A 25,382-nucleotide genomic window follows, 5' to 3' on the forward strand; every position below is an offset into this window, starting at 1 on the left:
GGCTGATTTTCACTTTCCCCTGGGTCCATTCATTCCGACCCGGGAGCAGGACACCGCCAGGACCGACATGAAGATTGCATTCCTTGACCGCTCTACACTCTCCCCTCAGACCATCCTGCGACTTCCTTTCTTCAAGCACGAACTTGTGTGCTACGAGAACACGCAACCGAATGAGATAGCGCACCGGATTGCCGACGCAGACATTGTCATCACCAATAAGGTGAAGCTCAGCGCCGAGGCTTTGCAGCAGGCCCCGAGGCTGAAGCTTGTGGCGGTAGCGGCGACCGGAACCGACAATATTGACTTGAACGCCTGTGCCCAGCGTGGCATCACCGTCAGCAATATTCGGAATTACGCTGGCAACACGGTTCCAGAGCACACCTTCGCACTGATATTTGCGCTTCGCCGCAGCATCTGTGCCTATCGAGAATCCGTGAGTGCCGGCAAGTGGCAGGAATCCGCGCAGTTCTGCTACTTTGATTATCCCATCCGGGATCTGGCGGGCGCCACTCTGGGAATCATTGGAGACGGTGCACTCGGCAACGCCGTGGCGACGATTGCACGTGCCCTCGGCATGACGGTGCTGTTTTCTGCATTTAAGGGGCACGCCGGCATGGGAAGCCTGTATACCTCGTTCGATGACGTCCTGGCACGCTCCGACATCATCACGCTCCACTGTCCATTGACCGCCGAAACCCGCAATATGATTGGGGCCGAAGAGTTCGAGAAAATGGATCGCAAGCCTCTCATCATCAATACGGCCCGTGGCGGCCTAATCGATGAAGAAGCGCTTGCCAAGGCATTGCGCAGCGGTCAGATTTCGGGGGCAGGGTTTGATGTTGTCTCGGTCGAACCTCCACCTGCGGAGCACCCATTCATGGCGCTGCTGGATAGGCCGAACTTCATCTTGACTCCCCACGTGGCTTGGGCCTCTCAAGAGGCGATACAGAGCTTGGCCGACCAGCTCATCGACAACGTGGAAGCGTTCGTCAGAGGCGCGCCTGTGAACAGGGTGTAGCCCACAATATAGAGGGTGGGATTGCTGCAGGGTAATGTGTTTTTTCCTCTTCCCTTGGAGTATTTCCTCCTGGTACTGGCCTGTCCCAGTTCTTGGTGCACCTGGAGATGGACGGCCCCCGCTGCCGTAGATGGATCCTCTCCTCACGCCTGAGCTGGGTTCGCTGCAACGGCAGGACGCGCATATCTCCGGCCCAGCTGTGGCTAAAGGCACTGAGTTGTCTCGGTGGAGTGGCCAAGAGATTCAAGCTGTGGTCCGCACCTTGAACAACAGGCCGCGCAAAACGCTTGGTTGGAGAACACCGGCTGAAGCACTCAACGAGTATCTAAAATCTGCGGAACAACCCGGTGTTGCGACCATCGTTTGACTCCGCCTGGCGGAAGGGGGCAGGTCACCGCAACAACCCAAAGACTAGAGGAGCAGCGCCGGCTCAATAGGAAAGACTGGCGACCTTATCCAGACGACCGCCAGCAGCCGAGGCCTGCTGCAGCGCGTGCGTGATCAAGCCGGTGGTGACTCCGGCGAAATAGCGCGCTCCCCATTGTCCGTACTTGGCTTCGTCTTCGGGGGTGAGCGCGATAACTCCGGCGCAGTTGCCCGCTGTGCTGATGGCGCGCAGCGCGCGTTCGATCTCGGCTTCGACCTGCGGCGAATGCCAGTCGCTACCGTAGCCCATGGCGTGTGACAGGTCGTTGGGGCCCACGAATACCGCATTGACGCCTTCGACCGCAGCAATCTCGCCCGCCTGCGCCACTGCCTCGGGGGTCTCGAGCATGACGATCAAGGCAATGCCGGCATTGCTGCGCTCGGTGTGGGCGCCGCCGGGAAAGGCTCCGTAACCTGCGGCGCGCGGGCTGAAGGCGCTGCCGCGGCGACCGACTCCCGGATAGCGTACCTGCTGCACCAGATCGCGCGCTTCGGCCGCGCTGGCAACCATCGGTATCTGCACTGCGCTGGCGCCCATGTCGAGAATGCGCGAAATATCCTGGCGCAGACAGCGCACCACGGGCACGATGCCGCTGGCGCGGGCCGCGCGCAGCATGTTCTCGGTGGTCTCCAGGCCACTGCTGCCATGCTCGTTGTCGATGATCACAAAATCGAAACCGGCGTAGCCGCACATCTCAACGATGGCCGGGCTGGGCAGCGAATTGAAGACTCCACGCAGCGCACGACCGCTGCGCAGCATGCCAGGAAGTCTATCGTCCAGAGGGTGGTAGCGTGCTTGCATAGCGATGTTCTTTAAACAGGAGTGGGGAAGTACTCTGGCAGAGATGTCAGGCTCAGTGAATGTCTTCGGAGTCGCGCATCGCCTGCTCGAGCAGCGCCAGCGAGAAAGAGCCACTGCGCACGGCCTCCAGCAGTGGCGCTTCCTTGCGCTGCACCAGGTCGATGCAGTCTGGTAGTGCGGCCAGATACTCGGGCCTGATCAGCACCGCGCCGTGGCAATCCGCATGGATCAAATCGCCATGCGCCAGTTCCAGGCCAAAGACGGTCACTGGCGTGCCTATCTCCTCGACATGCACATAGGCATGCGAAGGCCCTACGCTGCCCGCCAGGATGGGAAAGCTCTTGGAGAGACAATCGAGATCGCGCACCGATCCATTGGTCAGCACCCCGGCTACGCCTAGGCCTTCGTGCAGCGCCGAGTTGACTTCGCCCCAGAACGAGCCCGTTCCCGGTCTGTCATCGGCGTCTTCCATGACCACGATGACTGGTGCATTCGCGCTGCCATCCGCCACATAACGGTAGTAGTCCAGGCGCATGCTGCGCACGTCTTCTGGCGGGCGCAAGGAGGGTGCCGAAGCACGAATGCGCGCTGTGCGCACAAAGCCCACGATGGCTGGCAGGGGCTGCGGCGCAGCCACGATATTGCCGTAGGTAAAGCCTTGCGCGGTACGGCCGCCCATGGCGAGCTCCAGCGCATTGCAGATGGTCGGCGTATCGACTGAGCGCAGCTTACGGATCAGTTCGGGAGTTAAGGTCGCTTGCATTATTCAATAACGATGTTGTTGGTTTTGATCAGGTCGGCGAACTTGACGGTCTCGTCCTTGATGAATTGGCTGAATACTTCAGCTTTCATGGGCTTGGGAACAAAGCCCTGGCCCGCCATGCGTGCCTGGACGGTGGGTGTTTCCAGCACCGCTGTCACTTCCGCATTCAGATAAGAAATCACAGCTGACGGAGTGCCGGCCGGGGCCAACAGGCCCAGCCAGGTCACGGCCTCAAACCCCGGCACGCCAGACTCGGCGAGCGTGGGCAGATCGGGCTGCAAAGGCGAGCGTTTCAAGCTGGTCACCGCCAACGCCTTGGCCTGCCCGTTCTTGGCAAAGGCCAAAGCCGTCGCCATATTGTCGAACTGCATGTCGATCTGATTGCCCGCCAGATCAATCAACGATTGGCTGCTGCCCTTGTAGGGAACGTGTACTGCGGATCCGTTGATGCGGTTGAGCATCAGCAGCGCCGTCAAATGTTGCGAAGTGCCGTTGCCGCTGGTGCCGTAGGAGAGGGCATCGGGCTTGGCTTTGATCGCGCTGATCAGCTCCTGCACATTGCCAGCTCCCGACTTGTTGCTGGCCAGCAGCACCAGCGGTGTTTCGGCCAGAGCGGTAATCGGCGCGAAGTCTTTGTCAACTTTGTAGCCGATTCTTTTGAGCAGGGTCGGATTGACGGCGAGGGCGGTTTGCGTGCCGAGCAGCAGGGTGTAGCCGTCCGGTTTAGCGCGGGCGACGGCTTCAGTACCGATGCCGCCGCCTGCGCCAGCCTTGTTTTCGACCACCACCGCCGTATTCCAGCGCTTGCCGAGTTCGTCCGCCACCAGGCGGCCGATGATGTCCGTGGCGCCGCCTGGTGCGAAAGGAACCACGATCACGACGCGGCCGGTGTTCGGGTAGTCGTTTGATCCCGGCTTGGCCTGGGCCCAGGCTCCAGCGCAAGCTACGGCCAGGGTGGCGAGCGCGGCGCGGCGCGCGATACGACGGCTATTCTTCGTGAAATAAAACATCTGAAAGTCTCCTGCTTTTGTTTGTTTATTCAGTTTTGAAGTCGGCACTGCTCATGACCTTGTCCCACTTTGCTATCTCGGCGCGCTGGAAACTGGCGAAATCCTTGGACCCGCGGCCATCTGGCTCGACTCCCAGCGCGCGCAGCTTGGCCTGAACATCGGGCAGCGCAACCACGGCGGCGATGTCTTTGCTCAGGCGATCGACCACGGCCTGAGGTGTTCCGACAGGAGCAAAGACGCCTTGCCAGGACTGCATCTCGAAGTTGGGCACACCGGCTTCGGCCAGGGACGGGACGTCCGGCAGGCTCGCCAGGCGCGACTTGGACGTGACGGCCAGCATTTTTACGCGTTTGCCATCAATCATCGGACGCGCGGCAGCAACGGTTTCGAACACCATGTCGATTTGTCCGCCCACCAGGTCGATCATTGCCCCGGAACCACCCTTGTAGGCGATCTGGCGCAGTTGCGTGCCAGTGAGACTCTGAAACAGTTGACCTGACAGGTGCTGGGAGGTGCCCGCTCCCGCTGTGCCATAAGTCAGGCTATCGGGCTGGGCTTTGAGTTCGGCCACGATCTGCTTTACCGAGTTGAAGCGGCTGTCGCTGGCTACCACCAGCACGTTGCTTACCGTGCCCACCATATTGATAGGAACGAAGTCTTTCTTCGGGTCGTAACCCAGGTTTTTGTTGAAGAAGGGATTGACCGCATGGGTGGTGATGGTGCCGCCAATTAGGGTGTAGCCATCCGCAGGCGAACGCGCCACTGCCTGCGTGCCGACGATTCCCGATACGCCAGGCTTGTTCTCCACCACCACTGGCTGTCCCAACTTGTCGGCAAGATGCAAAGCAATCAGCCGCGCCACGCCGTCAGACACGCCACCGGACGAGAACGGGACGACATATTTCACCGGCTTTTGCGGCCAGGACTGGGCCGCGGCTGGGAGTGCCACGACGGTCATTGAGAAGACGTAGACAGTGGCCGTAAGCAGTTTACGAGTATCGAATTTCATGGAGCTCCTTTGGCTGCTGAAAATAATCTTTGAACTGATCAAGAGAACTCGTTAGGGGGCTGGGCGGACCGAAGCACGCTCCACCAGTTGGCTGGGGACGACGATGTTGCGCGGCTGCACGTCGCGCTGCATTTGCTCGTGCAGCAATTCGATGGTGGCGACGACCATGTTTTCCACGCTTTGCACCACGGTGGTCAGCTGGTAAGCACCCCAGGCCGCCTGCGGAACGTCGTCGAAGCCGACCACGCTCACGTCATCGGGAATGCGCAGGCCGAGTTCGCAGCGCAGCACGTCCATGGAGGCGATGGCCATATGGTCGTTGGCCACGAAAATGGCATCAGGTTGCTCGGCGCCGACGAATAGCTCACGTGTAGCCTGCTTGGCGCGCTCGAAGCTGTAGTAGCCGATCGCCTTGCGGAAGACGTTGGTGCCGGCTTCCTGCAGTGCCTCGTTGAAGCCGCGTTCGCGTTCGAGATTGGTCGACGAGTTTTCCAGGCCAGCGAGGAAGGCCATTCTTTGATGGCCACGCGACAGCAGCAGCTCAGCGACCATGCGCCCCCCACGGTAGTTGTCGGATGTGACTGAACTGGTGCTGTAACGGGCCTGTGCGCTCATATCCGGCACACGGTTGAAAAGCACGATGGGAACGCCGGCGTCTTGGCAGTTTTTGGCCAGGGCCGGCGACAAGGTGGTGGACGCCATGACGATGCCATCGACCTGGTACTGCAAAATCTCGGCGATCACGTCGTCCGCTTCGTCGAGATCGCTGATGAACATCAGCACGTGATAGCCCTGCTTTTGCAGCTTCTGGGAGAGCTTTTCGATCACCAGCGGATAGAACTGGTTTTCCAGGTAACTCATGACCAGGGCGATGATCCGGCTGCGTCGCGTGATCAGGCTTCGAGCCATGGCGTTGGGCCGATAGCCCAAGACCTTGGCCGCCGCCATCACCTTGGCGCGGGTGTCTTCGGAGACACTCGCGCCGGGCGTGAAGCTGCGACTCACCGCTGACTGCGACACCTTTGCCAGGCGGGCAACTTCTTGGGCGGTAGCAGAAGATTTCATGCTGCGGTCCAGCCGCCGTCGAGCATCAGCGCGCTACCGGTGACAAGGCTGGAAGCTTCACTGGCCAAGAATACGATAGCCCCCATGATCTCCTCGGTGCGGCCCAGCCGGCCGAGTGCGATCTTGCCGACCACCCATTCACGAAACGCTTCGTCCTTGAACATGTCGGCAGTCATTTCTGTTTCGATAAAGGTGGGGCAGACGGTATTGACCCGGATGCCTGAAGCTCCCAACTCCCAAGCCAGGGCTTTGCTCATGCCCTCGATAGCGTGCTTGCTGGCGCAATACAGCGTGCGGCGCGGGCTACCCACATGGCCCATCTGCGACGAGACGTTGATGATCGAGCCGCGCAAGCGGTCCGCAAGCAGGCCGCGCGCGACGGCGCGAGTGACGTGAAAGGCGGCCTTCACGTTCAGGTTGAGCACCGCGTCGATGTCCTCTTCTTCAAGCTGCACCAATTCCTTGGGGCGGTTCATGCCGGCGTTGTTGACGAGGATTTGGAACGGTCCGCGCGCGGAGATCTGTTCGCTCACGGCGCGCGCATCGGTCACGTCGAGCACCAGATAATCACAGCTGCCGCTCGCTGCACGAATGCGCTCGCAGGCGCTGCGCAGCTCGCCTTCCGAGCGCGCGACCAGGGTGACGGCAGCACCGGCGTCTGCCAGCGCCGCAGCCGCGGCGAAACCAATGCCCCGGCCGGCACCCGTCACCAGGGCGCGCTGTCCATCCACCCGAAAGCTTGGAGTTTTCGGCAGCATCATCAGTCCTTTGCCGGCACCGGCTGATACCAAGGCACCTCGGCCCGAGTGCCGTAGCGGCGCACGCGCAGATTGGCCTGCTCGCCATGCCCGGCGAAGTTCTCCATATGGCACAGGCGTGAGCAGTATTCGCCCATCATTGCGCTGGCTTCATCAGTCAGCACTTTTTGGTAAGTGCAGGTCTTGAGGAACTTGCCGACCCACAGACCGCCGGTGTAGCGTGCGCTGCCGTTGGTTGGCAGCGTATGGTTGGTGCCAATCACCTTGTCGCCGAAGCTCACGTTGGTGCGTGGCCCCAGGAACAGGCCGCCATAATTGGTCATGCGGGCGAGAAAGTAATCCGGGTCGCGGGTCATCACCTGGACATGCTCGAACGCCATTTCATTGGCTTTTTCCAGCATTTCTTCATCGGTGTCGCAGACGATGACTTCGCCGTACTCGGCCCAGCTTTGCGCTGCGGTGTCAGCGGTCGGCAGAATCTTCAGCTGACGCTCGATCTCGGTCATGGTCTCGCGTGCCAGCTTCTCGCTGGTCGTCAGCAACACTGCGGGCGAAGTGGGGCCGTGCTCGGCCTGGCCCAGCAGGTCGACGGCGCACATTTCGCCGTCCACCGTCTCGTCTGCGATGACCAAGGTCTCGGTGGGGCCGGCGAACAGGTCAATGCCTACGCGGCCGAACAGCTGGCGTTTGGCTTCGGCGACAAACATGTTGCCCGGGCCCACCAGCATGTTGACTGATGCGATGCTTTGCGTGCCCACGGCCATCGCCACCACGGCCTGGACTCCGCCCAGGACCAGAATTTCGTCGGCGCCGGCCATTGCCATGGCGGTCACGATGGCGGGGTGCGGCTTGCCCTGGTAGGGCGGGGCCGTAGCGACCACGCGCTTCACGCCTGCGACCTTGGCCGTCAGCACGCTCATGTGCGCCGACGCCAGCAGCGGGTACTTGCCGCCCGGGATATAGCAGCCCACTGCATCGACCGGAATGTGCTTGTGGCCCAGAACGATTCCCGGCAAAGTTTCGACTTCCACATCTTTCATGGAATCACGCTGGATCTGTGCGAAATTGCGCACCTGTGTTTGCGCGAAAGTAATGTCTTCAATTTCACGCGCCGACAGGCTCTTGCGCGCAGCTTCGATCTCGGCTTGCGAGAGCCTGAAATCGGCCGGATTCCAGTTGTCGAACTTGCGGCTGTACTCACGCACAGCGACGTCACCGCGCGACTCGATGTCCTTGATGATGGCTTCTACGGTGTTGCGCACCTTGGCGTCGTCGTCTGCGCGGACCTGCACGTCCTTGCCACGCTTGAGATATTTGATCATTCTTGCATCCTGGAAAGTTGGTTTGCATACGTATGCAATGTGCTTGTCTTGCATGCGTATGCAATTCCGTAAAAACCCTTAATCGACGCAAATTTTTTAAATCCGGGAGTCGGCCGCTGTTGGTGTGAAACTGAGCTGACCGGCTCTCAGTTCGCCGAGTGGGCGGGCGGGGCGGCTCTGGCAGGCTCACCCGGCATCTGCCATTCGATGCACTGGGCATTCATGTATTGATCCCGTAAAAACCTGCACAGGTCCTAAACTTGGAAAAAAGGATCTGAAAGATGAAGGCAGGAGACGAGATCAAGCGATGGACAGCCAAGCGCAAGAGCGCGTTGTACTGGGGATCAAGGCCAGGCGATGGTGACCGAAGCCAGCCCAGCATACGACCTGTCGCCCTCCGAAGTTAATGGCTGGGTGAACGAAGGAAAACGTGGGATGGAAAACGCCTTACGGGCCAAGCCCGAGGATGTGCGCGAGCAGGATGAGCGCATCCGCATCCGCATCCGCATCTACAAGACCGGGGATCTGGCCCAGGCTGATGTGTTTGACTACATCGAGGTGTTCCACAACCGGTCACGCCGTTACAGTCATCTGGGCGGAGTCAGCCCGCAGGCGTTTGAGCGCACCCGGGCGTGAGGCTGGGATTTATCTACTGCAGTGGGGGCTGGTCAGGCGGCCTTACCCGTTGCCCTGGATCCTTGAGCATGACTGCCACAATCGCCATTTGAGCACGCGCTGCTCCGTGATTGCTGCGCTGGCCTGGCCGAGGATGAGCGTGTTGCGCGCTAGGGGTTGAACACCCGCTCATTCATGGGCAGCACCACGCTGCCGGGCCGGTCTGCCAAGGCGTGGGGCGCAGCAATTGCTGCGTGTGAAGGTCTCGGATTTCGATGCACAGCTCGAAGAGCCGTACCATCACCTTGGCTCCGATGGGCACCGGGCGCGCTGCATAGCTGCTGTGCGCGATGCGCACGCAGCTGTTGTCGCAGACCGGGCGCTGGACTTCGGTGAAGTACGCCATGCCGGTGATCGGCAACGGCTGCAGGTGGGCATTGTCCCTGAGCACCTGGCGTCGCCAGCGTAAGGCAGCTGAGCTGGCCGCCTTGGCGCCGATCAAGCGTGGCCCCAAGGCCTACCCCCGCCGTGCTCAGACGCTGCACATCGCTCAGCTTACCCGAGACGCGACAACTTCAAGCTGCGCCTGGACAAGGCGCTGCTGGTGATCGATGTCCAAAAAAACTTGCAGCCTTGCTGGGCAAGCCGATCGACGACACCGGCGACTTGCTGTGATCGCCGCCGTGCACGAGTTGACGCCGCTGCTGGGCGCCAGCGCCGCCTGCCGGGCCCTGGGGGCCACCGCGCGCGGGGTGCCAGCCCGCCAGCCATGGTCGGCCCCAGGCCCCGGCGTGCGCCGCGAGCGCGCCCGCCGCTGGCCTTGGATGCGCAGGAGAACGCGCTGCTGCTGGACACTTTGAACAGCGAACGATTCGCCGACACAGCCCCTGCGGCGGTGCACGCCGCGCTGCTCGACGAGAGCCGATACCTGGGCTCGGTGCCGCACCATGTATCGCCTGCTGAACACCCAAGGTGGCTCGTGCGAGCGTCGCCGCCAGCTCACCTACCCGACCTACGTCAAGCCCGAGTTGCTGGCGAGCGTGCCGAACCAGGTCTGGTCCTGGGACATCGCCAAGCTGAAAGGGCCGGCCAAGTGGACTTGCTTCCACTTGTACGTGATCTTGGACATATTCAGCCGCCACGTCGTAGGCTGGTTGATCGCCGAGCGCGAGAGCGCCGATCTGGCCGAGCAGCTCATCGCCGCCAGTGTTTCGCGCCACGACGTGCAGCCCGGCAGGCTCACGCTGCACGCGCCGACAGAGGCGCGGCCATGCGCTCCAAGCCGGTGGCGCCTTGTTGGTGGAACTGGACATCGCCAAGAGCCACAGCAGGCCACACGTCTCGGACGATAACCCGTACTCGGAGTCGCAGTTCAAGACGATGAAGTACCGGCCCGACTTCCCGGCGCGGTTCGGCTGTATCAAGGACGCTCGGGCCCACTGCCAAGCGCTCTTCGCTTGGTACAACACCGAGCATCGCCATTCGGGCATCGGCGACATGACGCCACAGGCGGCGCACTACGGTCAGGCTGCAGCCTTGCGCGATACGCGTCAGCTCGCGTTGGATGCAGCGTTCCTTGCGACACCGCAGCGCTTCAAGGGCCGTCGTCCCAAGCCCCATGCGCTGCCTACCGCAGCTTGGATCAACCCGCCAGCATCGGAGACCAACGCCCAGAAAATAAACCAGCCCTGCACAGTAAATTTATGACAACTGGTGCAGCAAAGTCATTGACACGTTCCGCGCAGCGCGTCAGTGGCCGCGCCCCGCGCGCGCTGCGACTTTCCGCTTTTGCATAGCTGTTGTGCGCTTGCCAGGGGCGACGGCCTGGCCTGGCAATGCTCCAATGGAACATCTGCACCTCGCATCAATGTCGTTGCGCACCTGTGCCCAGGTCTGTCCGCCTGTGGGTGTACAGGCTGCGCCTCAAAGCAAAGAGAATGTCCATGCGCCAAATCATGCCCACGTTCACCTTCAGCGGCCCTCGCAGTCGCACGCAGCTTCCTGGAGGAAGCCATGTCTGAATCCGCCCAGTTATTTGCCGACAGTGCTGCCGACTACCTGGGCGCCACTGACCAGCGCCAGCGCGTGCGCCGGCTCGAAGACGAAGGCGGCGGCTTCGATCGCGCTGTCTGGCGGGAGATAGCCGACCTGGGCTGGCTGTCCATCCTGGTCGCCGAAGAGCATGGCGGCCTGGGTCTGGGCATTGCCGAGGTGTCGGCCATCGCCGAACAGGTCGGTCGCCATCTGTTGCCCGAGCCTTTCGTCGATGCGGGCGTGCATCCGCTCGCGTTGCTGGCACACCTCAGCGCCAGCCCGGCCCGTGACGCGCTTTTGGCACGGCTGCACAGCGGCGACGCCATTGCCGGTGTGGCCTGGCAAGAGGCTGCGGGCACGCTGGAGGTCAGCGCCAGCCCGGCGACGATTTTCGATGCCGATGCCGGCACGCTCACCGGGCGCAAGCGGTTCGTGCGCCCCGGACCGGGCGCCGATGGCTGGCTGGTCTTTTGCCGGCAGGGCGATGGTGCGGCCCTGGTCTGGGTCGATGGCGCCAGCCCGGGCGCGGCATTGGAAGCCCATTTCGGTGTGGATGGCAGCGCGCTGTCGACGCTGACTTTCCACCAGGCCCGCGCGGTTCCCATCGCCCAGGGCGATGCGGTCATCCAGGCGCTGGGCCATGCCAACGAGATCGCCCGCATCGCGCAGTCCGCCGAGCTGGCCGGCATTGCGCGCCGCAGCCTCGAACTCACGCGCGACTACCTCACCACACGCGAGCAGTTCGGCAAACCCATCGGCAGCTTCCAGGCGCTGCAGCACCGCCTCGTCGATGGCCTGATCCAGGTCGAGCTGGCGTCGGCCTGCCTGCGTGACGTGGTTTCGGCCGCGGCGCATGCCCCCACGCCCCAGGCGCTGGCCGCGAACGCCAGCCGGGCCAAGGCGCGCTGCGCCCATGCGGGCGTCGAGATGACGCGCATGGCCATCCAGCTGCACGGCGCCATCGGCACCACCAACGAGTATGACGTGGGCCTGTACTTCAAGCGCGCACTCTTGCTGGGCAGCCGCTGGGGCACTGCGGGCGCGCACCGGAAACGCTATGCGCAACTGCAGACGCCAGGCGCAGCGCCGGCGCTGGCCAGCACCGCCGAGGATTTCTCGGCCGACCAGGATTGGGATGCGATGCCGGAGGCACAGTTCCGCAGCAAGGTGCGCGCGCTCTTTGCCGCGCACTATCCGCAAGCGCGGCGCCACATGCCCTACCGCCAGTCCTGGGCCGAATCGCGCGACTGGTACTTGACGCTGTCGCGCCTGGGCTGGATTGCCCCGGCGTGGCCCAGGCAGCATGGTGGCATGGGATTGTCCGCCGAAAAACTCATTGCCTACATCGAGGAAACCGAGGCCTGGGGGGGTGCGCGCTCGCCGGACCAGGGCCTGGTGATGGTCGGCCCGATTCTCATGCGCTTTGGCAATGATGCCCAGCGCGCGCACTTTCTGCCGCCCATCCTGGCCGGCGAGCATGTCTGGACCCAAGGCTATTCCGAGCCCAACGCGGGCTCCGACCTGGCGGCGGTGCGCACCGAAGCGGTCATTGATGGCGACGATTTCATCGTCAACGGCCAGAAGACCTGGACCACCTGGGGGGCGGACGGCACGCACATGTTCATGCTGGTGCGCACCGACAAGACCGTCAAGAAGCAGGCCGGCATCAGCTTCCTGCTGCTGGACCTGAAGACGCCAGGGGTGACCGTGCGCCCGATCCGCAACATCGCGGGCGAGCGTGAGTTCTGCGAAGTATTCTTCGATGACGTGCGCGTGCCGCGCGCCAATCTGGTGGGCGAGCTCAACCAGGGCTGGACCGTGGCCAAGGCGCTGCTTGGCTTCGAGCGGCTGTTCACCGGCAGTCCCAAGCATTCGCAGCACACGCTGGTACAGGTGGAGAAGCTCGCGCGCCAGCGCGGCCTTTTCGGCGATCCGCTCTTCGGCGCGCGCTTCACCGAGCTGCAGCTGGACACCGCCGACCTTGGCGCGGCCTACGCCGGCTTTGCCGAAATCGCCAAGCGCGGCGAGGCCATTCCAGCGAGCATCTCCATGCTGAAGATCTGGTCGACCGAAACCTGGGAGCGTCTGGCACTGCTGCTGGTCGAGCTGGCCGATGAGTATGGCGGCCTGCGTGACCACAGCTGCGACGACGAGATCGACATGCAGGTCGTGGCGCCGCTGTTCAACTGCCTGGGCGCGAAGATCTTCGCGGGCAGCAACGAGATCCAGCGCAGCATCCTGGCCAAGCAGGTGCTCGAGCTGCCGTCCTGAAACGGTCCCCCCTGGAATTCGCGTTATCGACCCTGCCGTGAACGGCAGGGCGGGCCGTGCATCGGCTCGATGGATTCCGTGCCCCGACCCGGAATGGGAGGCAGCGGGCTTCAGCCCAGCAACTGCGGCGCGCCCCCGTCCATCCAGAGGCGGATGTTGTGCACCACGTTACGGTAGAAGGCCGAGAGGTTTTCCTGCGTGACATAGCCCAGGTGCGGCGTGAGCACCACGTTGGGCAAGGCACACAGTGCATGCGTGGCTGGCAGCGGCTCCTGCCAGAACACGTCCAGCCCCGCGCCGCCGATGCGGCCGCAGGCGAGCGCATCGACCAGCGCCGTTTCATCCACCAGCCCGGCGCGCGCCGTGTTGACGAGAAAGGCATGCGACTGCATCGCAGCGAGTTCGGCGGCCGCCACCACCCGGGCCGTCTCGGGCGACAGCACCAGGTGCAACGACACCGCATCGGCCGTGGCGAAGAGTTCGTGCTTGTCGACACGCCTGACGCCCGCCTGCGCCGCACGCTCGTCGGTGAGGTGTGGGCTCCAGGCGATGACATGCATGCCGAACGCCTGGCCCACGCGGGCCATGTGCCGGCCCACATTGCCCAGTCCGACCAGTCCCAGAACCCGGCCCTCCAGCGGCAGCGCCAGCAGAGGCTGCCAGCAGCCCTGCGTGGTCGCGAGGTGCGACGCCAGCACCCGCTTGTGCAGCGCCAGGAGCAGCGCCCAGGCCGTTTCGGCCGTCACGGCCAGGCCATTTTTCGCTCCGCGCGCGCCGGTCACGGTGATGCCGGCACGCTGGCAGGCCGCCAGATCGATGGCCGCGTTGCGCAGGCCGGTGCTGGCGATCAACCGCAGGCGCGGCAGCTGCCCGATCAGCGTGGCCGAAAAGGCCGTGCGCTCGCGCATGGCGACCACCACGTCAAAATCCGCCAACGCATCGACCAGCGCCTGGCCCGTGAGCGCCTGTGCGAAGCTGACCACCTCGGCCCCCGGCAGGGAGGCCCAGTCGGCCATGTCCAGCGCAAGCTGCTGGTGGTCGTCAAGAATGGCAATGCGTGTCATCGTCGCTTACTCCAGCGTGATGTTGCCCTTCTTGAGCACGCCGGCCCATTTCACGGACTCCTGCTGCATCAGCTTGCGGTATTCCTCGGGCGTGCTTGACATGGCCAATGCGCCCTGCGTGGCGATCTGCGCCTTGATGGCCGGCATGTCCAGCACCGCGACCAGCGCTTCGCGCAGCTTCTTGCTGATGGCCGGTGGCACGTTGGCCGGCTCGATGATGCCGTAGTTGGATTCCACGTGGACCGCCGGTAGGCCGAGCTCGACGGTCGTCGGCACGCCTGGCAGCACGTCGACGCGCTGCGGCCCGGAAACGGCAATGATCTTGATTCCCCGGGACTGGAAGGGCAGCAGGCCCGACAGGTCGGCCGTCATGACCTGTACCTCGCCAGCGAGCAAGGCCGTCACTGCGGGAGCCGCGCCCTTGTAGGCCACGTGCAGCATCTTGAGGTTGGCCTCCTGCGCCAGCAGCTCGGCGCCCAGGTGCGGCGTGGTGGCGTTGCCCGCGGAGCCATAGGCGATCTTGCCAGGCTCCTTCCTGGCCAGTGCGATGAGTTCCGCGAGGGTGTTGACGTTCAGCTTCTGGTTGACGGCAATGACCTGGGGCACGCGCGCGACCAGCGACATGTAGTTGATGCCCTCGACCGCATACGGCAGCTTGCGCAGGTGCGGCAGCACGGTGATGCCGCCCGGCGCGCCGAAACCGAAGGTGTAGCCGTCCGGCTCCGCCTTGACTGCCGCATCGATGCCGATGGTGCCGCTGGCGCCGGCGCGGTTGTCGATGACGATGGGCTGGCCGAGCTGCTCGCCCAGCTTGGGCGCGATGGTACGCGCCAGCTGGTCGACCGGGCCACCCGCGGGATAGGGAACGATGAGGCGCACCGGCCGGGTCGGCCAACTGGTCTGGGCCAGCAAGGGAGTGGTGACAGCGCCGAGGCTGGCAGTGGCCAGCAGGCCCGCGGTGATGAGGCGGCGTTGGATCATGGGGTTGTCTCCGTTGTTATCAAAATGGCTGCGCGCGTCAGGCGGGCGCGTCTTCGAGGTGCAGGATGAATTCGGCGACCAGGGCGGGGCGCTCGCCGCCCTCGATCTCGAACTCGCAGCGGGTGACGATGCGCGTGGCCTGGCCCGCACGTTCGGCGCCGGCCAGCGTCTGGTGCAGCCGCACGCGTGATCCCACCGGCACCGGCGCGGTGTAGCGCACTTTGTTCGAGCCGTAGTTCAGCCCGCGCCCGCGCCGCTCGATGCGGAAGATGTCGCGCTGCAGCAAGGGAACCAGCGACAGCATGTAGATGCCGTGGGCAATTGTCTTGCCTGCAGGCATCTCGCGCGCCGCACGCTCGGTGTCGACATGGATCCAGAAGTCGTCGCCGGTCACGCGTGCGAAGTCGCTGATATGCGCCTGGGTGATGGTGAACCAGCCGCTGGTGCCGAGCGTTTGTCCGACTATGCCGAGGAAGTCTTGCGGTGTCTGAAGAATGCGCATTTCAGACCACCTTGCCGCTGTGCAGCGCAGCGATGGCGTCCGAATCGAGACCCAGCAGTTCGCGCAGCACTTCGTCGGTGTGCTGGCCCAGCACCGGTGGGCCGCGCCGGTAGTCGACCGGCGTGGCGGAGAATTTCACCGGGTTGGCCACCTGGGGCACGCTGCCGGCACTCGCATGCGGCAGTTGCAGCAGCATTTCGCGGTGCACGATCTGCGGGTCGGCGAAGACCTGCTCGAAGCCGTTGATCGGCCCGCTCGGCACGCTGGCCGCATCGAAATCGGCGTACCAGTCCTTTACCGTGCGGGTCCTGAGGATGTCGGCGAGCAGCGGCACGAGCACCAGGCGGTTTTTGGCGCGCAGGGGATTGGTGAGAAAGCGTTCGTCGCTGGCCAGCTCGGGTGCGCCAAGCACCTGGCAGAAGGCCGCGAACTGCGTGTCGTTGCCCACGGCCACCACGATCTGGCCATCCAGGCAGTCGAAGGATTGCCAGGGGCAGGTGATGGGGGAGGCATTGCCCAGGCGCGGCGGCTGCTGGCCCGAGGTCAGGTACATCATCGCCACATGCGAGATGGCGGCCACCTGCGAGTCCAGCAGCGACAGGTCGATGTGCTGGCCCTGGCCCGAGACCACGTCGCGGTGGCGCAGGGCCGCTAGGATGGCGCTGACCGCATAGAAGCCCGCCGTGATGTCGCCTACCGAAAAGCCCACGCGCATCGGGCCGCCGCCGGGTTGGTCGTCGCCTTGGCCGGTGATGCTCATCAGCCCGCTCATCGACTGAAAGATCGGGTCATAGCCGGGCAGGTGGCTGTAGGGGCCGGTCTGGCCGAAGCCGCTGATCGAGCAGTAGACGAGCCGGGGATTGACAGCCTGCAGCGAGGGGAAGTCCAGGCCGTAGCGAGCCAGATCGCCGGCCTTGAAATTCTCGATCACGATGTCGCAGTGCCTGGCCATCTCGCGGATCAGCTCCTGGCCGGCCGCCTGCGACATGTCCACGGTGATCGAGCGCTTGCCGCGGTTCATCGCAATGAAGGACGAAGTCTCGCAGGTGTCGGCACCCGTGCTGTCCTTGACGCGCAGGCCCTGGTGGCGCACATCGTCGCCACGCCCTGGCCTTTCCACCTTGATCACATCGGCGCCGAAATCGGCCAGCATCTGCGCGGCCCAGGGGCCTGAAAAAACGCGGCTCAGATCGAGCACGCGCACACCGGATAAAGCACTCATCGTCATGGTCTCCTGGAGGGTCCGCACGCCGTGTGCGGAGATTTCAATTGAGTGAAAAACGCATTGCGAGCCACCTAGCACATGCGCATAGCTGATATCAATGGGCAGCCGGGCCGCGCGCTCAGTCCAGCGCCCTGGGCTCGCCCGCGGCGAAGCGCAGCACGGCTTCGTGGTGCTCGTCGAGCGCGGGCACCGGCGGCAGTTGCGCCGGGTAGGGCTGGCTCGACAGCATGATGGGCGTGACGGGCGCACGCTGCCCGCCGCCGCCGCCGCCGGCGATGGGAGGCAGCACGCCGCGGCTGGCGACCTGCGGGTCCTGCATCATGGTTGCCACGTCGTTGAGCGGCCCCGCAGGCACGCCGGCGCGCTCGAGCAAGGCCAGCCAATGCGCGATCGGCTGGCGCGCCAGGCGCTGCTCGATGGCGGCCTTGAGTTCGCTGTGATGGGCGACGCGCAGCGCGCGCGTGGCGAACTGCGGCGCATCGGTCAGGCCCGCAGTGCCGATCACCGCGCCCAATGCGGTGAACAGATGGTCCGAACCCGCGGCGATGACCAAGTAGCCGTCCTGGCCCTGGAACGCATCGAACGGCGCCGCACCCGAATGCCTGGCACCGATCGGCCGAGGCGAAACACCGGTACAGAACACCTCGGGGATCGCCCCTTCCAGCAGGGCGATCTGCGCCTCGAACATGGCGACATCGACATGGCAGCCCTGGCCGGTGCGGGCGCGCTGCAGCAGCGCCGACTGGATACCGCTGCACATGAACATGGCCGCGGCGAGGTCGCCGATGGAGGAGCCCGTGCGCGTGGGCGCGCCGCCGGGGTGGCCGGTGATGCTCATCATGCCGCTCATGGCCTGCACGACGACATCGTAGGCGGGCCGGCTGCGGTAAGGCCCCGTCTGGCCAAACCCCGAGATGGAAGCGTAGACGAGGCGCGGGTGGGCGCTCGACAGCGCGGCATGGCCCAGGCCCAGCTTGTCCAGCACGCCGGGGCGGAAGTTCTCGACCAGAACATCGGCGCGGGCGATCAGCTGGTCGAGCACGCGGCGGTCGGCCTCCTTTTTCAGGTCGAGCGCAATGGATTTCTTGCCGCGGTTGATGGCCGCGAAATAGGCGGACTGGCCGCCCGGCGCGATCGGCAGGAAATGGCGGGCCTCGTCGCCTACCAGTGGCTGCTCGACCTTGATGACGGTCGCGCCCAGGTCGCGCAGCATCATCGTGCAATAGGGGCCGGAGAGCACGCGGCTCAGGTCCAGAACGACAAAGCCGGCCAGTGGGCCGCCGTGGTGAACTTCCGCGGGCGTGGTGGGCGCGGCCTGTGGTTGCATGCTGTCTCCTTTGCCCGTGTCGGGCTGTTGTTATGTGCTGCGATGCGGTGGCGCGGACCAGTGCGGCGAAAGGCATGGGCAGCCGCGTTGTCATTGCTGCTGCCAGTCTAGGCAGGCAGCGGGCCGCGGGCTATGACGCAGCCCGCAAACCTGTAAGGCGCTGGGGCGCATAACGCGCACGCCCAGGTGGGATGCCGGCGCTCGCCATGTTCTTTCGTGGCGATCGCAGCCGGGTTGCTGTGCGTCCCTGGGGTCTTCCCACCCCCACAGTCTTTGCATAGCAGCTTTGCGCCGCCGGGGAATGGCAGTGCCGGGGCGCCACTTTCACAATGCAGCAAATCAGCTCTCGGTCCACGAGGGTGAAGAATCCACAAGGAGACACGCCATGGCTTCATTTGACCCGCTTCTTCGCCGCCGCAGCCTGCTGGCGGCCTTGGCCACCGCCGCCCTCCCGTTGGGCAGCCTGGCGCAAAATGCCTGGCCCGACCGCGCCATCAAGCTGATCGTGCCTTTTCCGCCCGGGGGCTCGACCGACGTCGCCGGCCGGGTGCTGGGCTTGGCGATGCAGTCGCGCATGGATGGCCAGCCGCTGGTGATCGACAACCGCGCGGGTGCGGCCGGCGCCATCGGCACCGACGCGGTCGCCAAGGCCACGGCCGACGGCTACACCCTGGGGGTGGGCGGCGTGGGCTCGATGGTCACGCTCAAGCTCCTGGGCCGTAAGCTGCCCTACGACGCCGAGAAAGACCTGGCCGTCGTCGGCCACATGGGATCGCTGGGCCTGGCGATCGGCGTGCGCTCCAGCCTCGCGGTGCGCAACCTCCAGGAGCTGATCGCCTATGCCAAGGCCCACCCGGGCAAGATCTCCTACGGCAGCTCGGGCAACGGCTCGCCCGGCCATCTGGGCTACGAGTACCTCAAGAGCCAGACCGGCATGGACGGCACACACATCCCCTACCGCGGCGATGCGCCCCTGGTGACCGATGTCCTGGGCGGCCAGGTGGATGTCGGGGTGCTCACTGGCTCCGGCGCCGTGGCGCAGGCCAGGAACAGCAATCTGCGGCTGCTGGCCGTGACCAGCAGCAAGCGCTTCGCCCAGCTGCCGGATGTGCCTACCGTGGCCGAGAGCGGCGTTGCCGGCTTCGACGCCACGATCTGGAACGTATTGATCGCGCCCGACGGGACGACCGCGCCGGTCATCGCCCGGTTGAATGCGGCGCTGGTTGCCGCGATGGATGACAAGGCGGTGCTCGCCCAGTTCGACAGCCAGGGCCTGATTCCCACCAAGATGACACCGCGCGAAACCGCCGACTTCATACGCCGCGAGCGCGAGAAGTGGGACAAGGTGGTGCGCGCCGCCAACCTGCAGCTGACCGATTGAGCACCATGACCCGCCCACAACCTACCGACTTCACCTGTGTCGAGCGCGACGCGCTCGACACCGAAACCGCCTACCGCCTGCTGGTCGGCTGCGTGGTGCCCCGGCCGATCGCCTGGATCACCACAGTCGATGCCGCAGGGCGCGTCAACGCCGCGCCCTTCAGTTCCTACAACTACGTCGCCACCACCCCGCCGATGCTCGCGGTGAACATTGCGCTGCGTGCCGGCGACGGCGCCATCAAGGACACGGCCCGCAACATCCTGGCCAGCCGCGAGTTCGTCGTCAACGTGGCCACCGAAGCCACCATGGAGGAGATGCACCTGAGCGCCAGGGAATACCCGCCGGACATCAGCGAGGCCCAAGCGCTGGGCCTGGCGCTGCTGCCCAGCCGCCATGTGCGGGCGCCGCGCATCGCGTCGTCGCCGGTGCAGATGGAATGCCGCCTCGACCAGGCAGTGACGCTGGGGCGGGGGCTGAACACCCTTTACATCGGTGAAGTGGTGGCGTTTCACCTTTCGAACGAGGTCTATGACGGCCACCGAGTGGACTCCCAGAAAATGCGGCCGGTGGCCCGGCTGGGAGGTCCGTTCTACAGCGGTCTGGGAGAAGTCTTTCACCGCCCGATGCTGCAAAAGCCACCCGGTGGCGAAGGCTCCGCTGGCTGACACCCCTGCAACCCAAGAAAGAAAAAGAGACATGTTTCCCACTTCGCCTTGTATCCGCCGATCCGCCGTGGTCGCTTGCGGCCGCTACAGGTGGCGCATGGTCAGCGCAGCTGAGAAAACACGTTTCGTTCTTATTCTTTGGATTTGCGCCTTAAAGTCGTCCATAGTCGAGACGCCCCTGATGAGGCCCTGTCGAAGGTGATCGACACAGTGACGACCAGGGATGCACAAGAATGGTTCGCCCGTTTCGGCTATGCCTTTTAGCAATATGAAATCCGCTCTAGGCACCGAGAGCAAGCGCGGATGTTCGGAGATTCAGAGGGCTGTCACAGAGGAGATCTTGGGGCGGCTATCTCATGATTCATATTCATACGCAACTTGCGTATAATTCCACCATGAAAGCTGTCTTTGTAGAGCTGCCCGCCTTTGCGCGTTACCGGCTCGACTATTTGGACGACGAGAACTTCCGCGCCCTGCAGCAAAGTCTGATGAAAAATCCGGAAGCTGGTGATGTGATCGAGGGCACAAGGGGGCTGCGCAAGGTTCGTCATGCAGACCCCCGGCGTGGCAAAGGCAAGCGCGGCGGGCTGCGGGTGATCTATTACTGGTGGGATGGAAAAAACCAGTTCTGGCTTTTCACCCTCTACGACAAGGATGAAATGGACAACTTGAGCCCCAAGCAGAAGGCCGCACTCAAGTTGATGCTCAAGGCAGAATTGGAGGCCCGACAATGACAAAACGCGACATCTTTGCAGAGTTGACCGAAGGCTTTGACGCCCTCAAGGAACAGCGCACTGGAAAGCGCACCCTGCGCAGCCACGCGGTGAAATTGCAACCTGAGATTGAAATTCAGGCCGCAGAAATTGTCAGCCTGCGCGACAGACTTGGCCTATCGCGCACCGTGTTCGCCCACTACCTGCGCACCAACCCCCGCACCTTGGAAAACTGGGAACAAGGCCGCGCCAAGCCAAACGCCCAAGCTGCGCTCATCTTGCGCATGGTGGAGAAGTTTCCAGACACGGTGCAGCGACTCGCTTCCGTGTAGGCACAGCCCTTGCGGAAAACGCCGCTGAACCGCGCCTGGATGGCCGCTTCAGACCACGTTGCAGCCATTGACCCGACCAAGACGGATTGAGGGAAGAACCGTTCTCTCATCTGCTGATAGATGGCGGACCGACCAAACCAGTCTGGCCCTGCAACTGCGGCAAAGCCAGCAACTGGTCTGGCGAGCCCGCCGCATGCGTGGTTGCGGCCGGTAATCCCATCTTGATGCTGCACAGACCTCCGAGCAAGATCGCGTCCACGAAACCACCGTGCACACGATGCTCAAAAACGCTCAATCCCCTCGTTATTCGGTGCCGCGCACGCGCCGCACCTATACACCACAGTTCAAGGCTGAACTGATCGCCGCGTGCCTGCAGCCTGGCGCATCGATTGCCACCACGGCGCGTGAACATGGCATGAATGCCAATGTGCTGCATCGCTGGCTCAAGGAGCATCGTCTGGGCCAGCACCAGCCCGCCTGCGATACGGCGTATGCGCTTGCGTACGACATCGCTGCGCGCCGCGACGATGCGGCTGCTCCGTCAGGGGCCAATGCACAGCCTGTTCGTGCCCCAGCGCATCCGCCTCATGCCAGCACCGTGCCCGCCTTCATCGCTATGACGCTGGGCTCGCCGGTGATGCAGTCCCAGGAAATGGTCGCACAAGCTGCTTCCAGTGCCACCTCATCAGACATTCGCATCGAGTGCTGCATGCCGACGAAACGCCGGTACAGATGAACGGGCATGACCCCTGTGCCTATCTGAAGGACGTGCTCACGCGCTTGCCCACGCACCGGGCCAGCCGGATCAAGGAATTGCTGCCGCATCGCTGGCAGGCTACTAACTCCTGATAAATACCTGGGTGGCTGGCAACGGTCAACATGGGATTGCCGCGCTGTTACTCTGCCTTTGCTTCTATTGCTTCAATTCACAGGCCACTCGCGCCAATGACGTTATGGCGCTCCAATCGCTGCGCGCCAAGGCATCACCCGGGACCAGCCATGATCCGCCCACACATGCGACATTGGGCTGTGCAAGGAACTCATGGGCGTTACCAGAATGAATGCCGCCCGTTGGGCAAAAGATCACATCGCCGAAGGGTCCTTGCCAAGCCTTCAGCATGGACAGTCCACCCGCTTGGACTGCTGGGAAAAATTTCAGCGCCTTGAAGCCTTCTTCCTGCGCCATCATGATTTCGCTGCCGGTGGCGACACCTGGCAAGAGCGGGAGATCCAGGTCACGGCATTGGCGCCCAACGGCTGGCGTAAATCCTGGGCTGACCGCAAAGCGTGCGCCTGCTTGACTGGCCGCGACGGCGTCGGCGGCGCTGCGCACGGTTCCGGCCCCGACCACGGCGTCGGGCACTTCGTTGGCGATGGCCTCTATGCATGCCAGCGCCTGGCTGGTGCGCAAGGTGACTTCCAGCATGCGAATTCCGCCGGCGATCAGGGCGCGAGCCAGTGGAACGGCCTGCCGCACGTCGTTCAGCACGATCACGGGAATCACCGGCGCGTCGCGCATCACGTCGGCGGCGCTGAGTTGCGGGGTGGAGGTTTTCATCATCGGTCAGGAATTCAAGTGGGTTGCAAGTTGCGCGCGCGTCGGCAGCCCGTCGGAGTCGCCGGGAAACCCGACGACGCGCGCGCCAATGGCATTGCCCCGGGCCGCGGCGGCCGCAAAGTCCAGGCCTTCAAGCATGGCGCTGACCACACCTACGGCAAAGCCGTCCCCTGCGCCCACGGTGTCCACGACGCGCTCGACCGTGACGCCATTCGCGATGCCGCTGCGGCCGTCTTTGCGCTTGTAGAACGCGCCCTGAGGACCGAGCTTGACCGCCACCTGGCGCGCGCCGCGCTCCAGGTAGAAGTCGGCGATGGCTTCGGGCGTGGTGTGACCGGTGAGCTGCGTGCCTTCGGACAGGCCAGGCAAGACGGTGTCGGCCAGCGCCGCCAGGGCGTTGATGGTTTGCGCCATGACTTCCGGACTCGGCCACAGGCGTGGCCGCAGATTGGGGTCGAAAGAGATGGTGGCACCGGCCGCACGTGCCTGCCGTGCCAGATGGAAGACCAACTCCCGCGCGCTTTGCGAAAGTGCAGGCGTGATGCCGGTCAGGTGCAGGTGGCGCGCGGGAAAGACGCCTGCGGGTGCATCGGCCGGGCCCAGGGCGCTGGCCGCCGAGCCCCGGCGGAAGTACTCGATCTGCGGATCGCTGCCGTCGGCAGCCCGGGTCTTGAGCATGAAGCCAGTTGGGCGGCTGGCGTCGACTCGCACAAGGCTGCGGTCTATGCCCTCGCGGTCCAACTCATTCGCCAGGAAGCGGCCGAAGGAGTCATCCCCCAGGCGGGTGATGTAGCCGGTACGCAAGCCCAGGCGGGCGAGACCGGTCGCCACGTTCAGTTCGGCGCCGGCAGCCGCGCGGCGAAAGTCATGCACGGCGTGCAGTTCGCCGGGCGCGGCGGCCATGAACAGCGCCATGGGCTCGCCCACGGTCAGCACATCGAAAAGCTTGTCGTTCAAACTGGCCATCACATTACCGCTCCAAGTTGCCAGGGTAGAAATTCGTTGTCGCCCAGACCGTTTTCCTCACTCTTGCTGGCCTGGCCCGAGGCCGTGGCGATCATCAGGCGCAGCAGCGCCGCGCCGGCTTCCTCAATGGTCTGGCGGCCTTCGACGATGCCGCCGCAGTCGAAGTCCATGTCCAGCCGCATGCGCTCGAACATGGGCGTATTGGTGGCCAGCTTGAGCGAGGGCGTGGGCTTGCAGCCGTAGGTGGAGCCGCGACCGGTGGTGAAGCAAATGAGGTTGGCGCCGCCCGCCACCTGGCCGGTGGCCGATACCGGGTCGTAGCCCGGTGTGTCCATGAACACCAGGCCGTGTGCACGCACCGGCTCGGCGTATTCCAGCACCTCCATCAGACCGCTGTTGCCGGCCTTGGCGACCGCGCCCAGGGACTTTTCCAGGATGGTGGTGATGCCGCCGGCCTTGTTGCCGGGCGAGGGGTTGTTGTTGAGATCGCCGCCGTGCAGGGCCGCGTAGTCTTCCCACCACGACAGGCGCTGCAGCAGCTTGTCGGCCACGGCGGGCGTGGCGGCGCGGTGGGTCAGCAGGTGTTCGGCGCCGTAGATCTCGGGCGTCTCGGACAGGATGGCCGTGCCGCCGTGCTGGACCAGCAGATCCACCGCAGCGCCCAATGCCGGGTTGGCGGTGATGCCGGAGTAGCCGTCCGAGCCGCCGCATTGCAGGCCCACGGCCAGATGGCGCAGGGGCACCGTCTGGCGCCGGGCCTGGTTGGCCTGTTGCAGCATTTCGGCGATCAGCTGCTTGCCCTGGGCGATGGTCTCGCGGGTGCCGCCCTCGTCCTGGATGGTGAGGGTAGCGAACATGCCGGGCGAACGCGCCTGCAGCGTCTCGACCAGCGGGGCGATCTGGTTGACTTCACAGCCCAGGCCTATCACCAGCACGCCGGCGAAGTTGGGATGGTTGGCATAGCCGCGCAGGGTGCGCTGCAGCAACTCCAGCCCCTCGCCATTGCCGCCCATGCCGCAGCCGCTGCCATGGGTGATGGCGACCACGCCGTCGACATGGGGGAAGGCGGCCAGGGCCTCGCCCTTGAATGCGTCGGCGATATGTCGGCAGACCGTGGCCGAGCAGTTGACGCTGGAGATCACGCCCAGGTAGTTGCGCGTGGCCACCCGACCGTCGGCGCGCACGTAGCCCTCGAAGGTGAGTGGCGCGGCGGCGGGCGCGGTGGGCCGGTAACCGGCGCCGGCGGCATGCGCGTGGAGGGACTCGGCCATGCCCACGTTGTGCACGTGCACATGCTGGCCGGCGGCGATGTCGGCGGTGGCAACGCCTATGCCCTGGCCGTACTTGAGCACCGGCTTACCCCGGGGTATGGGCACCAGGGCCAGCTTGTGCCCGGAGGCGATGGGTTCGGACACGGTCACGGCGCGGCCGTTCACCAGCACGGTGCTGCCGGGCTCCAGAGCCTGGCGTGCCACGGCGACGTTGTCGGCCGCCGCCAACTGGATGGCCTGGGGCGGGGAGGTTTTTTCGGGCTTCATCGTCGGGGCTGGGAGTGGGCGAATCGGGTCAGACAAG

The 25,382-nt window shown here is 64.3% G+C and carries 22 protein-coding genes and 6 pseudogenes; 11 read left to right on the forward strand and 17 right to left on the reverse strand.

Features of this window, described 5'->3' with window-relative positions:
* Positions 1 to 67 precede the first annotated feature (67 nt).
* Positions 68 to 1,018: a D-2-hydroxyacid dehydrogenase gene (locus GVL12_RS07155; protein WP_159912336.1), complete on the forward strand. Its 951-nt coding sequence runs from the start codon at positions 68 to 70 to the stop codon at positions 1,016 to 1,018.
* A gap of 205 nt (positions 1,019 to 1,223) precedes the next feature.
* A pseudogene (locus tag GVL12_RS07160) lies at positions 1,224 to 1,385 on the forward strand (IS30 family transposase); the annotation flags it as partial.
* 63 nt (positions 1,386 to 1,448) lie between these two features.
* On the opposite strand, the gene GVL12_RS07165 reads toward GVL12_RS07160, so the two are convergent.
* The 7 genes from GVL12_RS07165 to hisD are packed head-to-tail and all read right to left on the reverse strand — an operon-like array spanning position 1,449 to position 8,173.
* Positions 1,449 to 2,246 (reverse strand): HpcH/HpaI aldolase/citrate lyase family protein, encoded by a 798-nt coding sequence (locus GVL12_RS07165; protein WP_159912338.1) that lies wholly within the window; start codon positions 2,244 to 2,246, stop codon positions 1,449 to 1,451.
* A 52-nt stretch (positions 2,247 to 2,298) separates the two neighbouring features.
* Positions 2,299 to 3,009 (reverse strand): RraA family protein, encoded by a 711-nt coding sequence (locus tag GVL12_RS07170; RefSeq protein WP_159912340.1) that lies wholly within the window; start codon positions 3,007 to 3,009, stop codon positions 2,299 to 2,301.
* Positions 3,009 to 4,019, reverse strand: coding sequence for a tripartite tricarboxylate transporter substrate binding protein (locus tag GVL12_RS07175; protein ID WP_159912342.1), 1,011 nt, complete (start codon positions 4,017 to 4,019; stop codon positions 3,009 to 3,011). Before GVL12_RS07175 ends, GVL12_RS07170 begins: the two co-directional genes overlap by 1 nt.
* 25 nt (positions 4,020 to 4,044) lie before the next feature.
* On the reverse strand, positions 4,045 to 5,028 hold the full coding sequence (locus tag GVL12_RS07180; RefSeq protein WP_159912344.1) for a tripartite tricarboxylate transporter substrate binding protein: 984 nt from the start codon (positions 5,026 to 5,028) through the stop codon (positions 4,045 to 4,047).
* A gap of 51 nt (positions 5,029 to 5,079) precedes the next feature.
* Positions 5,080 to 6,093: a LacI family DNA-binding transcriptional regulator gene (locus tag GVL12_RS07185; RefSeq protein WP_159912346.1), complete on the reverse strand. Its 1,014-nt coding sequence runs from the start codon at positions 6,091 to 6,093 to the stop codon at positions 5,080 to 5,082.
* Positions 6,090 to 6,851, reverse strand: a complete 762-nt coding sequence (locus GVL12_RS07190; RefSeq protein WP_159912348.1) for an SDR family NAD(P)-dependent oxidoreductase — start codon at positions 6,849 to 6,851, stop codon at positions 6,090 to 6,092. The genes GVL12_RS07185 and GVL12_RS07190 overlap by 4 nt, the downstream gene beginning before the upstream one ends.
* 2 nt (positions 6,852 to 6,853) lie before the next feature.
* Entirely contained in the window at positions 6,854 to 8,173 is a 1,320-nt protein-coding gene (gene hisD / locus GVL12_RS07195; RefSeq protein WP_159912350.1) for a histidinol dehydrogenase, read from the reverse strand.
* Positions 8,174 to 8,665: 492 nt separating this feature from the next.
* Here hisD and GVL12_RS07205 point away from each other — a divergent pair.
* Positions 8,666 to 8,809 (forward strand): annotated as a pseudogene (locus GVL12_RS07205) (IS3 family transposase); the annotation flags it as partial.
* A gap of 152 nt (positions 8,810 to 8,961) precedes the next feature.
* On the opposite strand, the pseudogene GVL12_RS07210 reads toward GVL12_RS07205, so the two are convergent.
* Positions 8,962 to 9,224: pseudogene (locus tag GVL12_RS07210) on the reverse strand (IS21 family transposase); the annotation flags it as partial.
* A 235-nt stretch (positions 9,225 to 9,459) separates the two neighbouring features.
* Between GVL12_RS07210 and GVL12_RS26855 the strand changes: the two are divergent.
* Positions 9,460 to 10,495 (forward strand): annotated as a pseudogene (locus tag GVL12_RS26855) (transposase).
* 306 nt (positions 10,496 to 10,801) lie between these two features.
* Positions 10,802 to 13,093: an acyl-CoA dehydrogenase gene (locus GVL12_RS07220; protein ID WP_159912352.1), complete on the forward strand. Its 2,292-nt coding sequence runs from the start codon at positions 10,802 to 10,804 to the stop codon at positions 13,091 to 13,093.
* 110 nt (positions 13,094 to 13,203) lie between these two features.
* Here GVL12_RS07220 and GVL12_RS07225 read toward each other — a convergent pair whose 3' ends face one another.
* From GVL12_RS07225 to GVL12_RS07245, 5 genes are all read right to left on the reverse strand, one after another.
* Positions 13,204 to 14,157, reverse strand: a complete 954-nt coding sequence (locus GVL12_RS07225; RefSeq protein ID WP_159912354.1) for a D-2-hydroxyacid dehydrogenase family protein — start codon at positions 14,155 to 14,157, stop codon at positions 13,204 to 13,206.
* A 6-nt stretch (positions 14,158 to 14,163) separates the two neighbouring features.
* A complete protein-coding gene (locus GVL12_RS07230; protein WP_159912356.1) occupies positions 14,164 to 15,138 on the reverse strand; it encodes a tripartite tricarboxylate transporter substrate binding protein in 975 nt (324 codons plus the stop codon).
* Between the two features lie 37 nt (positions 15,139 to 15,175).
* On the reverse strand, positions 15,176 to 15,640 hold the full coding sequence (locus GVL12_RS07235) for a MaoC family dehydratase (protein WP_159912358.1): 465 nt from the start codon (positions 15,638 to 15,640) through the stop codon (positions 15,176 to 15,178).
* 1 nt (position 15,641) lies between these two features.
* Positions 15,642 to 16,862: a CaiB/BaiF CoA-transferase family protein gene (locus GVL12_RS07240; RefSeq protein ID WP_159912360.1), complete on the reverse strand. Its 1,221-nt coding sequence runs from the start codon at positions 16,860 to 16,862 to the stop codon at positions 15,642 to 15,644.
* Between the two features lie 121 nt (positions 16,863 to 16,983).
* On the reverse strand, positions 16,984 to 18,192 hold the full coding sequence (locus GVL12_RS07245; protein WP_159912362.1) for a CaiB/BaiF CoA-transferase family protein: 1,209 nt from the start codon (positions 18,190 to 18,192) through the stop codon (positions 16,984 to 16,986).
* Positions 18,193 to 18,577: 385 nt separating this feature from the next.
* Between GVL12_RS07245 and GVL12_RS07250 the strand changes: the two genes are divergently transcribed.
* The 4 genes from GVL12_RS07250 to GVL12_RS07265 all read left to right on the forward strand — a co-directional run bounded on the left by GVL12_RS07250 (position 18,578) and on the right by GVL12_RS07265 (position 21,283).
* On the forward strand, positions 18,578 to 19,573 hold the full coding sequence (locus GVL12_RS07250) for a tripartite tricarboxylate transporter substrate binding protein (protein WP_159912364.1): 996 nt from the start codon (positions 18,578 to 18,580) through the stop codon (positions 19,571 to 19,573).
* A gap of 5 nt (positions 19,574 to 19,578) precedes the next feature.
* Complete coding sequence (locus GVL12_RS07255) at positions 19,579 to 20,238, forward strand: flavin reductase family protein (RefSeq protein ID WP_159912366.1); 660 nt, start codon at positions 19,579 to 19,581, stop codon at positions 20,236 to 20,238.
* 395 nt (positions 20,239 to 20,633) lie between these two features.
* Positions 20,634 to 20,972, forward strand: a complete 339-nt coding sequence (locus tag GVL12_RS07260) for a type II toxin-antitoxin system RelE/ParE family toxin (RefSeq protein WP_159912368.1) — start codon at positions 20,634 to 20,636, stop codon at positions 20,970 to 20,972.
* A complete protein-coding gene (locus tag GVL12_RS07265; RefSeq protein ID WP_159912370.1) occupies positions 20,969 to 21,283 on the forward strand; it encodes a DNA-binding transcriptional regulator in 315 nt (104 codons plus the stop codon). Before GVL12_RS07260 ends, GVL12_RS07265 begins: the two co-directional genes overlap by 4 nt.
* Before the next feature lie 47 nt (positions 21,284 to 21,330).
* Here GVL12_RS07265 and GVL12_RS27020 read toward each other — a convergent pair.
* A pseudogene (locus tag GVL12_RS27020) lies at positions 21,331 to 21,516 on the reverse strand (AlpA family phage regulatory protein); the annotation flags it as partial.
* A 44-nt stretch (positions 21,517 to 21,560) separates the two neighbouring features.
* Here GVL12_RS27020 and GVL12_RS07275 point away from each other — a divergent pair.
* Entirely contained in the window at positions 21,561 to 22,019 is a 459-nt protein-coding gene (locus GVL12_RS07275; protein WP_159912456.1) for a transposase, read from the forward strand.
* A pseudogene (locus GVL12_RS07280) lies at positions 22,013 to 22,132 on the forward strand (transposase domain-containing protein); the annotation flags it as partial. The gene GVL12_RS07275 and the pseudogene GVL12_RS07280, both read left to right, overlap by 7 nt.
* Positions 22,133 to 22,196: 64 nt before the next feature.
* On the opposite strand, the gene eda reads toward GVL12_RS07280, so the two are convergent.
* From eda to GVL12_RS07295, 3 genes are read right to left on the reverse strand one after another with little or no spacing between them, the layout of a single operon-like run.
* Entirely contained in the window at positions 22,197 to 22,841 is a 645-nt protein-coding gene (gene eda / locus GVL12_RS07285) for a bifunctional 4-hydroxy-2-oxoglutarate aldolase/2-dehydro-3-deoxy-phosphogluconate aldolase (protein WP_159912374.1), read from the reverse strand.
* Between the two features lie 6 nt (positions 22,842 to 22,847).
* A complete protein-coding gene (locus GVL12_RS07290; RefSeq protein WP_159912376.1) occupies positions 22,848 to 23,807 on the reverse strand; it encodes a sugar kinase in 960 nt (319 codons plus the stop codon).
* Entirely contained in the window at positions 23,807 to 25,345 is a 1,539-nt protein-coding gene (locus tag GVL12_RS07295; protein WP_159912378.1) for a UxaA family hydrolase, read from the reverse strand. The genes GVL12_RS07290 and GVL12_RS07295 overlap by 1 nt, the downstream gene beginning before the upstream one ends.
* Positions 25,346 to 25,382 lie beyond the last annotated feature (37 nt).

Origin of the sequence: Pantoea sp. 18069 (assembly GCF_902706035.1) — a bacterium.
Classification (GTDB): Bacteria; Pseudomonadota; Gammaproteobacteria; order Burkholderiales; family Burkholderiaceae_C; genus Comamonas.

Excerpts from the sequence above, each read along its gene's own strand:
- GVL12_RS07235 (WP_159912358.1), bottom strand. The coding sequence starts at position 15,640 with ATGCGCATTCTTCAGACACCGCAAGACTTCCTCGGCATAGTCGGACAA.
- GVL12_RS07170 (WP_159912340.1), bottom strand. The coding sequence starts at position 3,009 with ATGCAAGCGACCTTAACTCCCGAACTGATCCGTAAGCTGCGCTCAGTC.
- GVL12_RS07175 (WP_159912342.1), bottom strand. The coding sequence starts at position 4,019 with ATGTTTTATTTCACGAAGAATAGCCGTCGTATCGCGCGCCGCGCCGCG.
- GVL12_RS07220 (WP_159912352.1), top strand. The coding sequence starts at position 10,802 with ATGTCTGAATCCGCCCAGTTATTTGCCGACAGTGCTGCCGACTACCTG.
- GVL12_RS07155 (WP_159912336.1), top strand. The coding sequence starts at position 68 with ATGAAGATTGCATTCCTTGACCGCTCTACACTCTCCCCTCAGACCATC.
- GVL12_RS07265 (WP_159912370.1), top strand. The coding sequence starts at position 20,969 with ATGACAAAACGCGACATCTTTGCAGAGTTGACCGAAGGCTTTGACGCC.
- eda (WP_159912374.1), bottom strand. The coding sequence starts at position 22,841 with ATGAAAACCTCCACCCCGCAACTCAGCGCCGCCGACGTGATGCGCGAC.
- GVL12_RS07260 (WP_159912368.1), top strand. The coding sequence starts at position 20,634 with ATGAAAGCTGTCTTTGTAGAGCTGCCCGCCTTTGCGCGTTACCGGCTC.
- GVL12_RS07190 (WP_159912348.1), bottom strand. The coding sequence starts at position 6,851 with ATGCTGCCGAAAACTCCAAGCTTTCGGGTGGATGGACAGCGCGCCCTG.
- GVL12_RS07245 (WP_159912362.1), bottom strand. The coding sequence starts at position 18,192 with ATGCAACCACAGGCCGCGCCCACCACGCCCGCGGAAGTTCACCACGGC.
- GVL12_RS07250 (WP_159912364.1), top strand. The coding sequence starts at position 18,578 with ATGGCTTCATTTGACCCGCTTCTTCGCCGCCGCAGCCTGCTGGCGGCC.
- GVL12_RS07240 (WP_159912360.1), bottom strand. The coding sequence starts at position 16,862 with ATGAGTGCTTTATCCGGTGTGCGCGTGCTCGATCTGAGCCGCGTTTTT.
- GVL12_RS07255 (WP_159912366.1), top strand. The coding sequence starts at position 19,579 with ATGACCCGCCCACAACCTACCGACTTCACCTGTGTCGAGCGCGACGCG.
- GVL12_RS07290 (WP_159912376.1), bottom strand. The coding sequence starts at position 23,807 with ATGGCCAGTTTGAACGACAAGCTTTTCGATGTGCTGACCGTGGGCGAG.
- GVL12_RS07225 (WP_159912354.1), bottom strand. The coding sequence starts at position 14,157 with ATGACACGCATTGCCATTCTTGACGACCACCAGCAGCTTGCGCTGGAC.
- GVL12_RS07230 (WP_159912356.1), bottom strand. The coding sequence starts at position 15,138 with ATGATCCAACGCCGCCTCATCACCGCGGGCCTGCTGGCCACTGCCAGC.
- GVL12_RS07185 (WP_159912346.1), bottom strand. The coding sequence starts at position 6,093 with ATGAAATCTTCTGCTACCGCCCAAGAAGTTGCCCGCCTGGCAAAGGTG.
- GVL12_RS07180 (WP_159912344.1), bottom strand. The coding sequence starts at position 5,028 with ATGAAATTCGATACTCGTAAACTGCTTACGGCCACTGTCTACGTCTTC.
- GVL12_RS07165 (WP_159912338.1), bottom strand. The coding sequence starts at position 2,246 with ATGCAAGCACGCTACCACCCTCTGGACGATAGACTTCCTGGCATGCTG.
- hisD (WP_159912350.1), bottom strand. The coding sequence starts at position 8,173 with ATGATCAAATATCTCAAGCGTGGCAAGGACGTGCAGGTCCGCGCAGAC.
- GVL12_RS07295 (WP_159912378.1), bottom strand. The coding sequence starts at position 25,345 with ATGAAGCCCGAAAAAACCTCCCCGCCCCAGGCCATCCAGTTGGCGGCG.
- GVL12_RS07275 (WP_159912456.1), top strand. The coding sequence starts at position 21,561 with ATGCTCAAAAACGCTCAATCCCCTCGTTATTCGGTGCCGCGCACGCGC.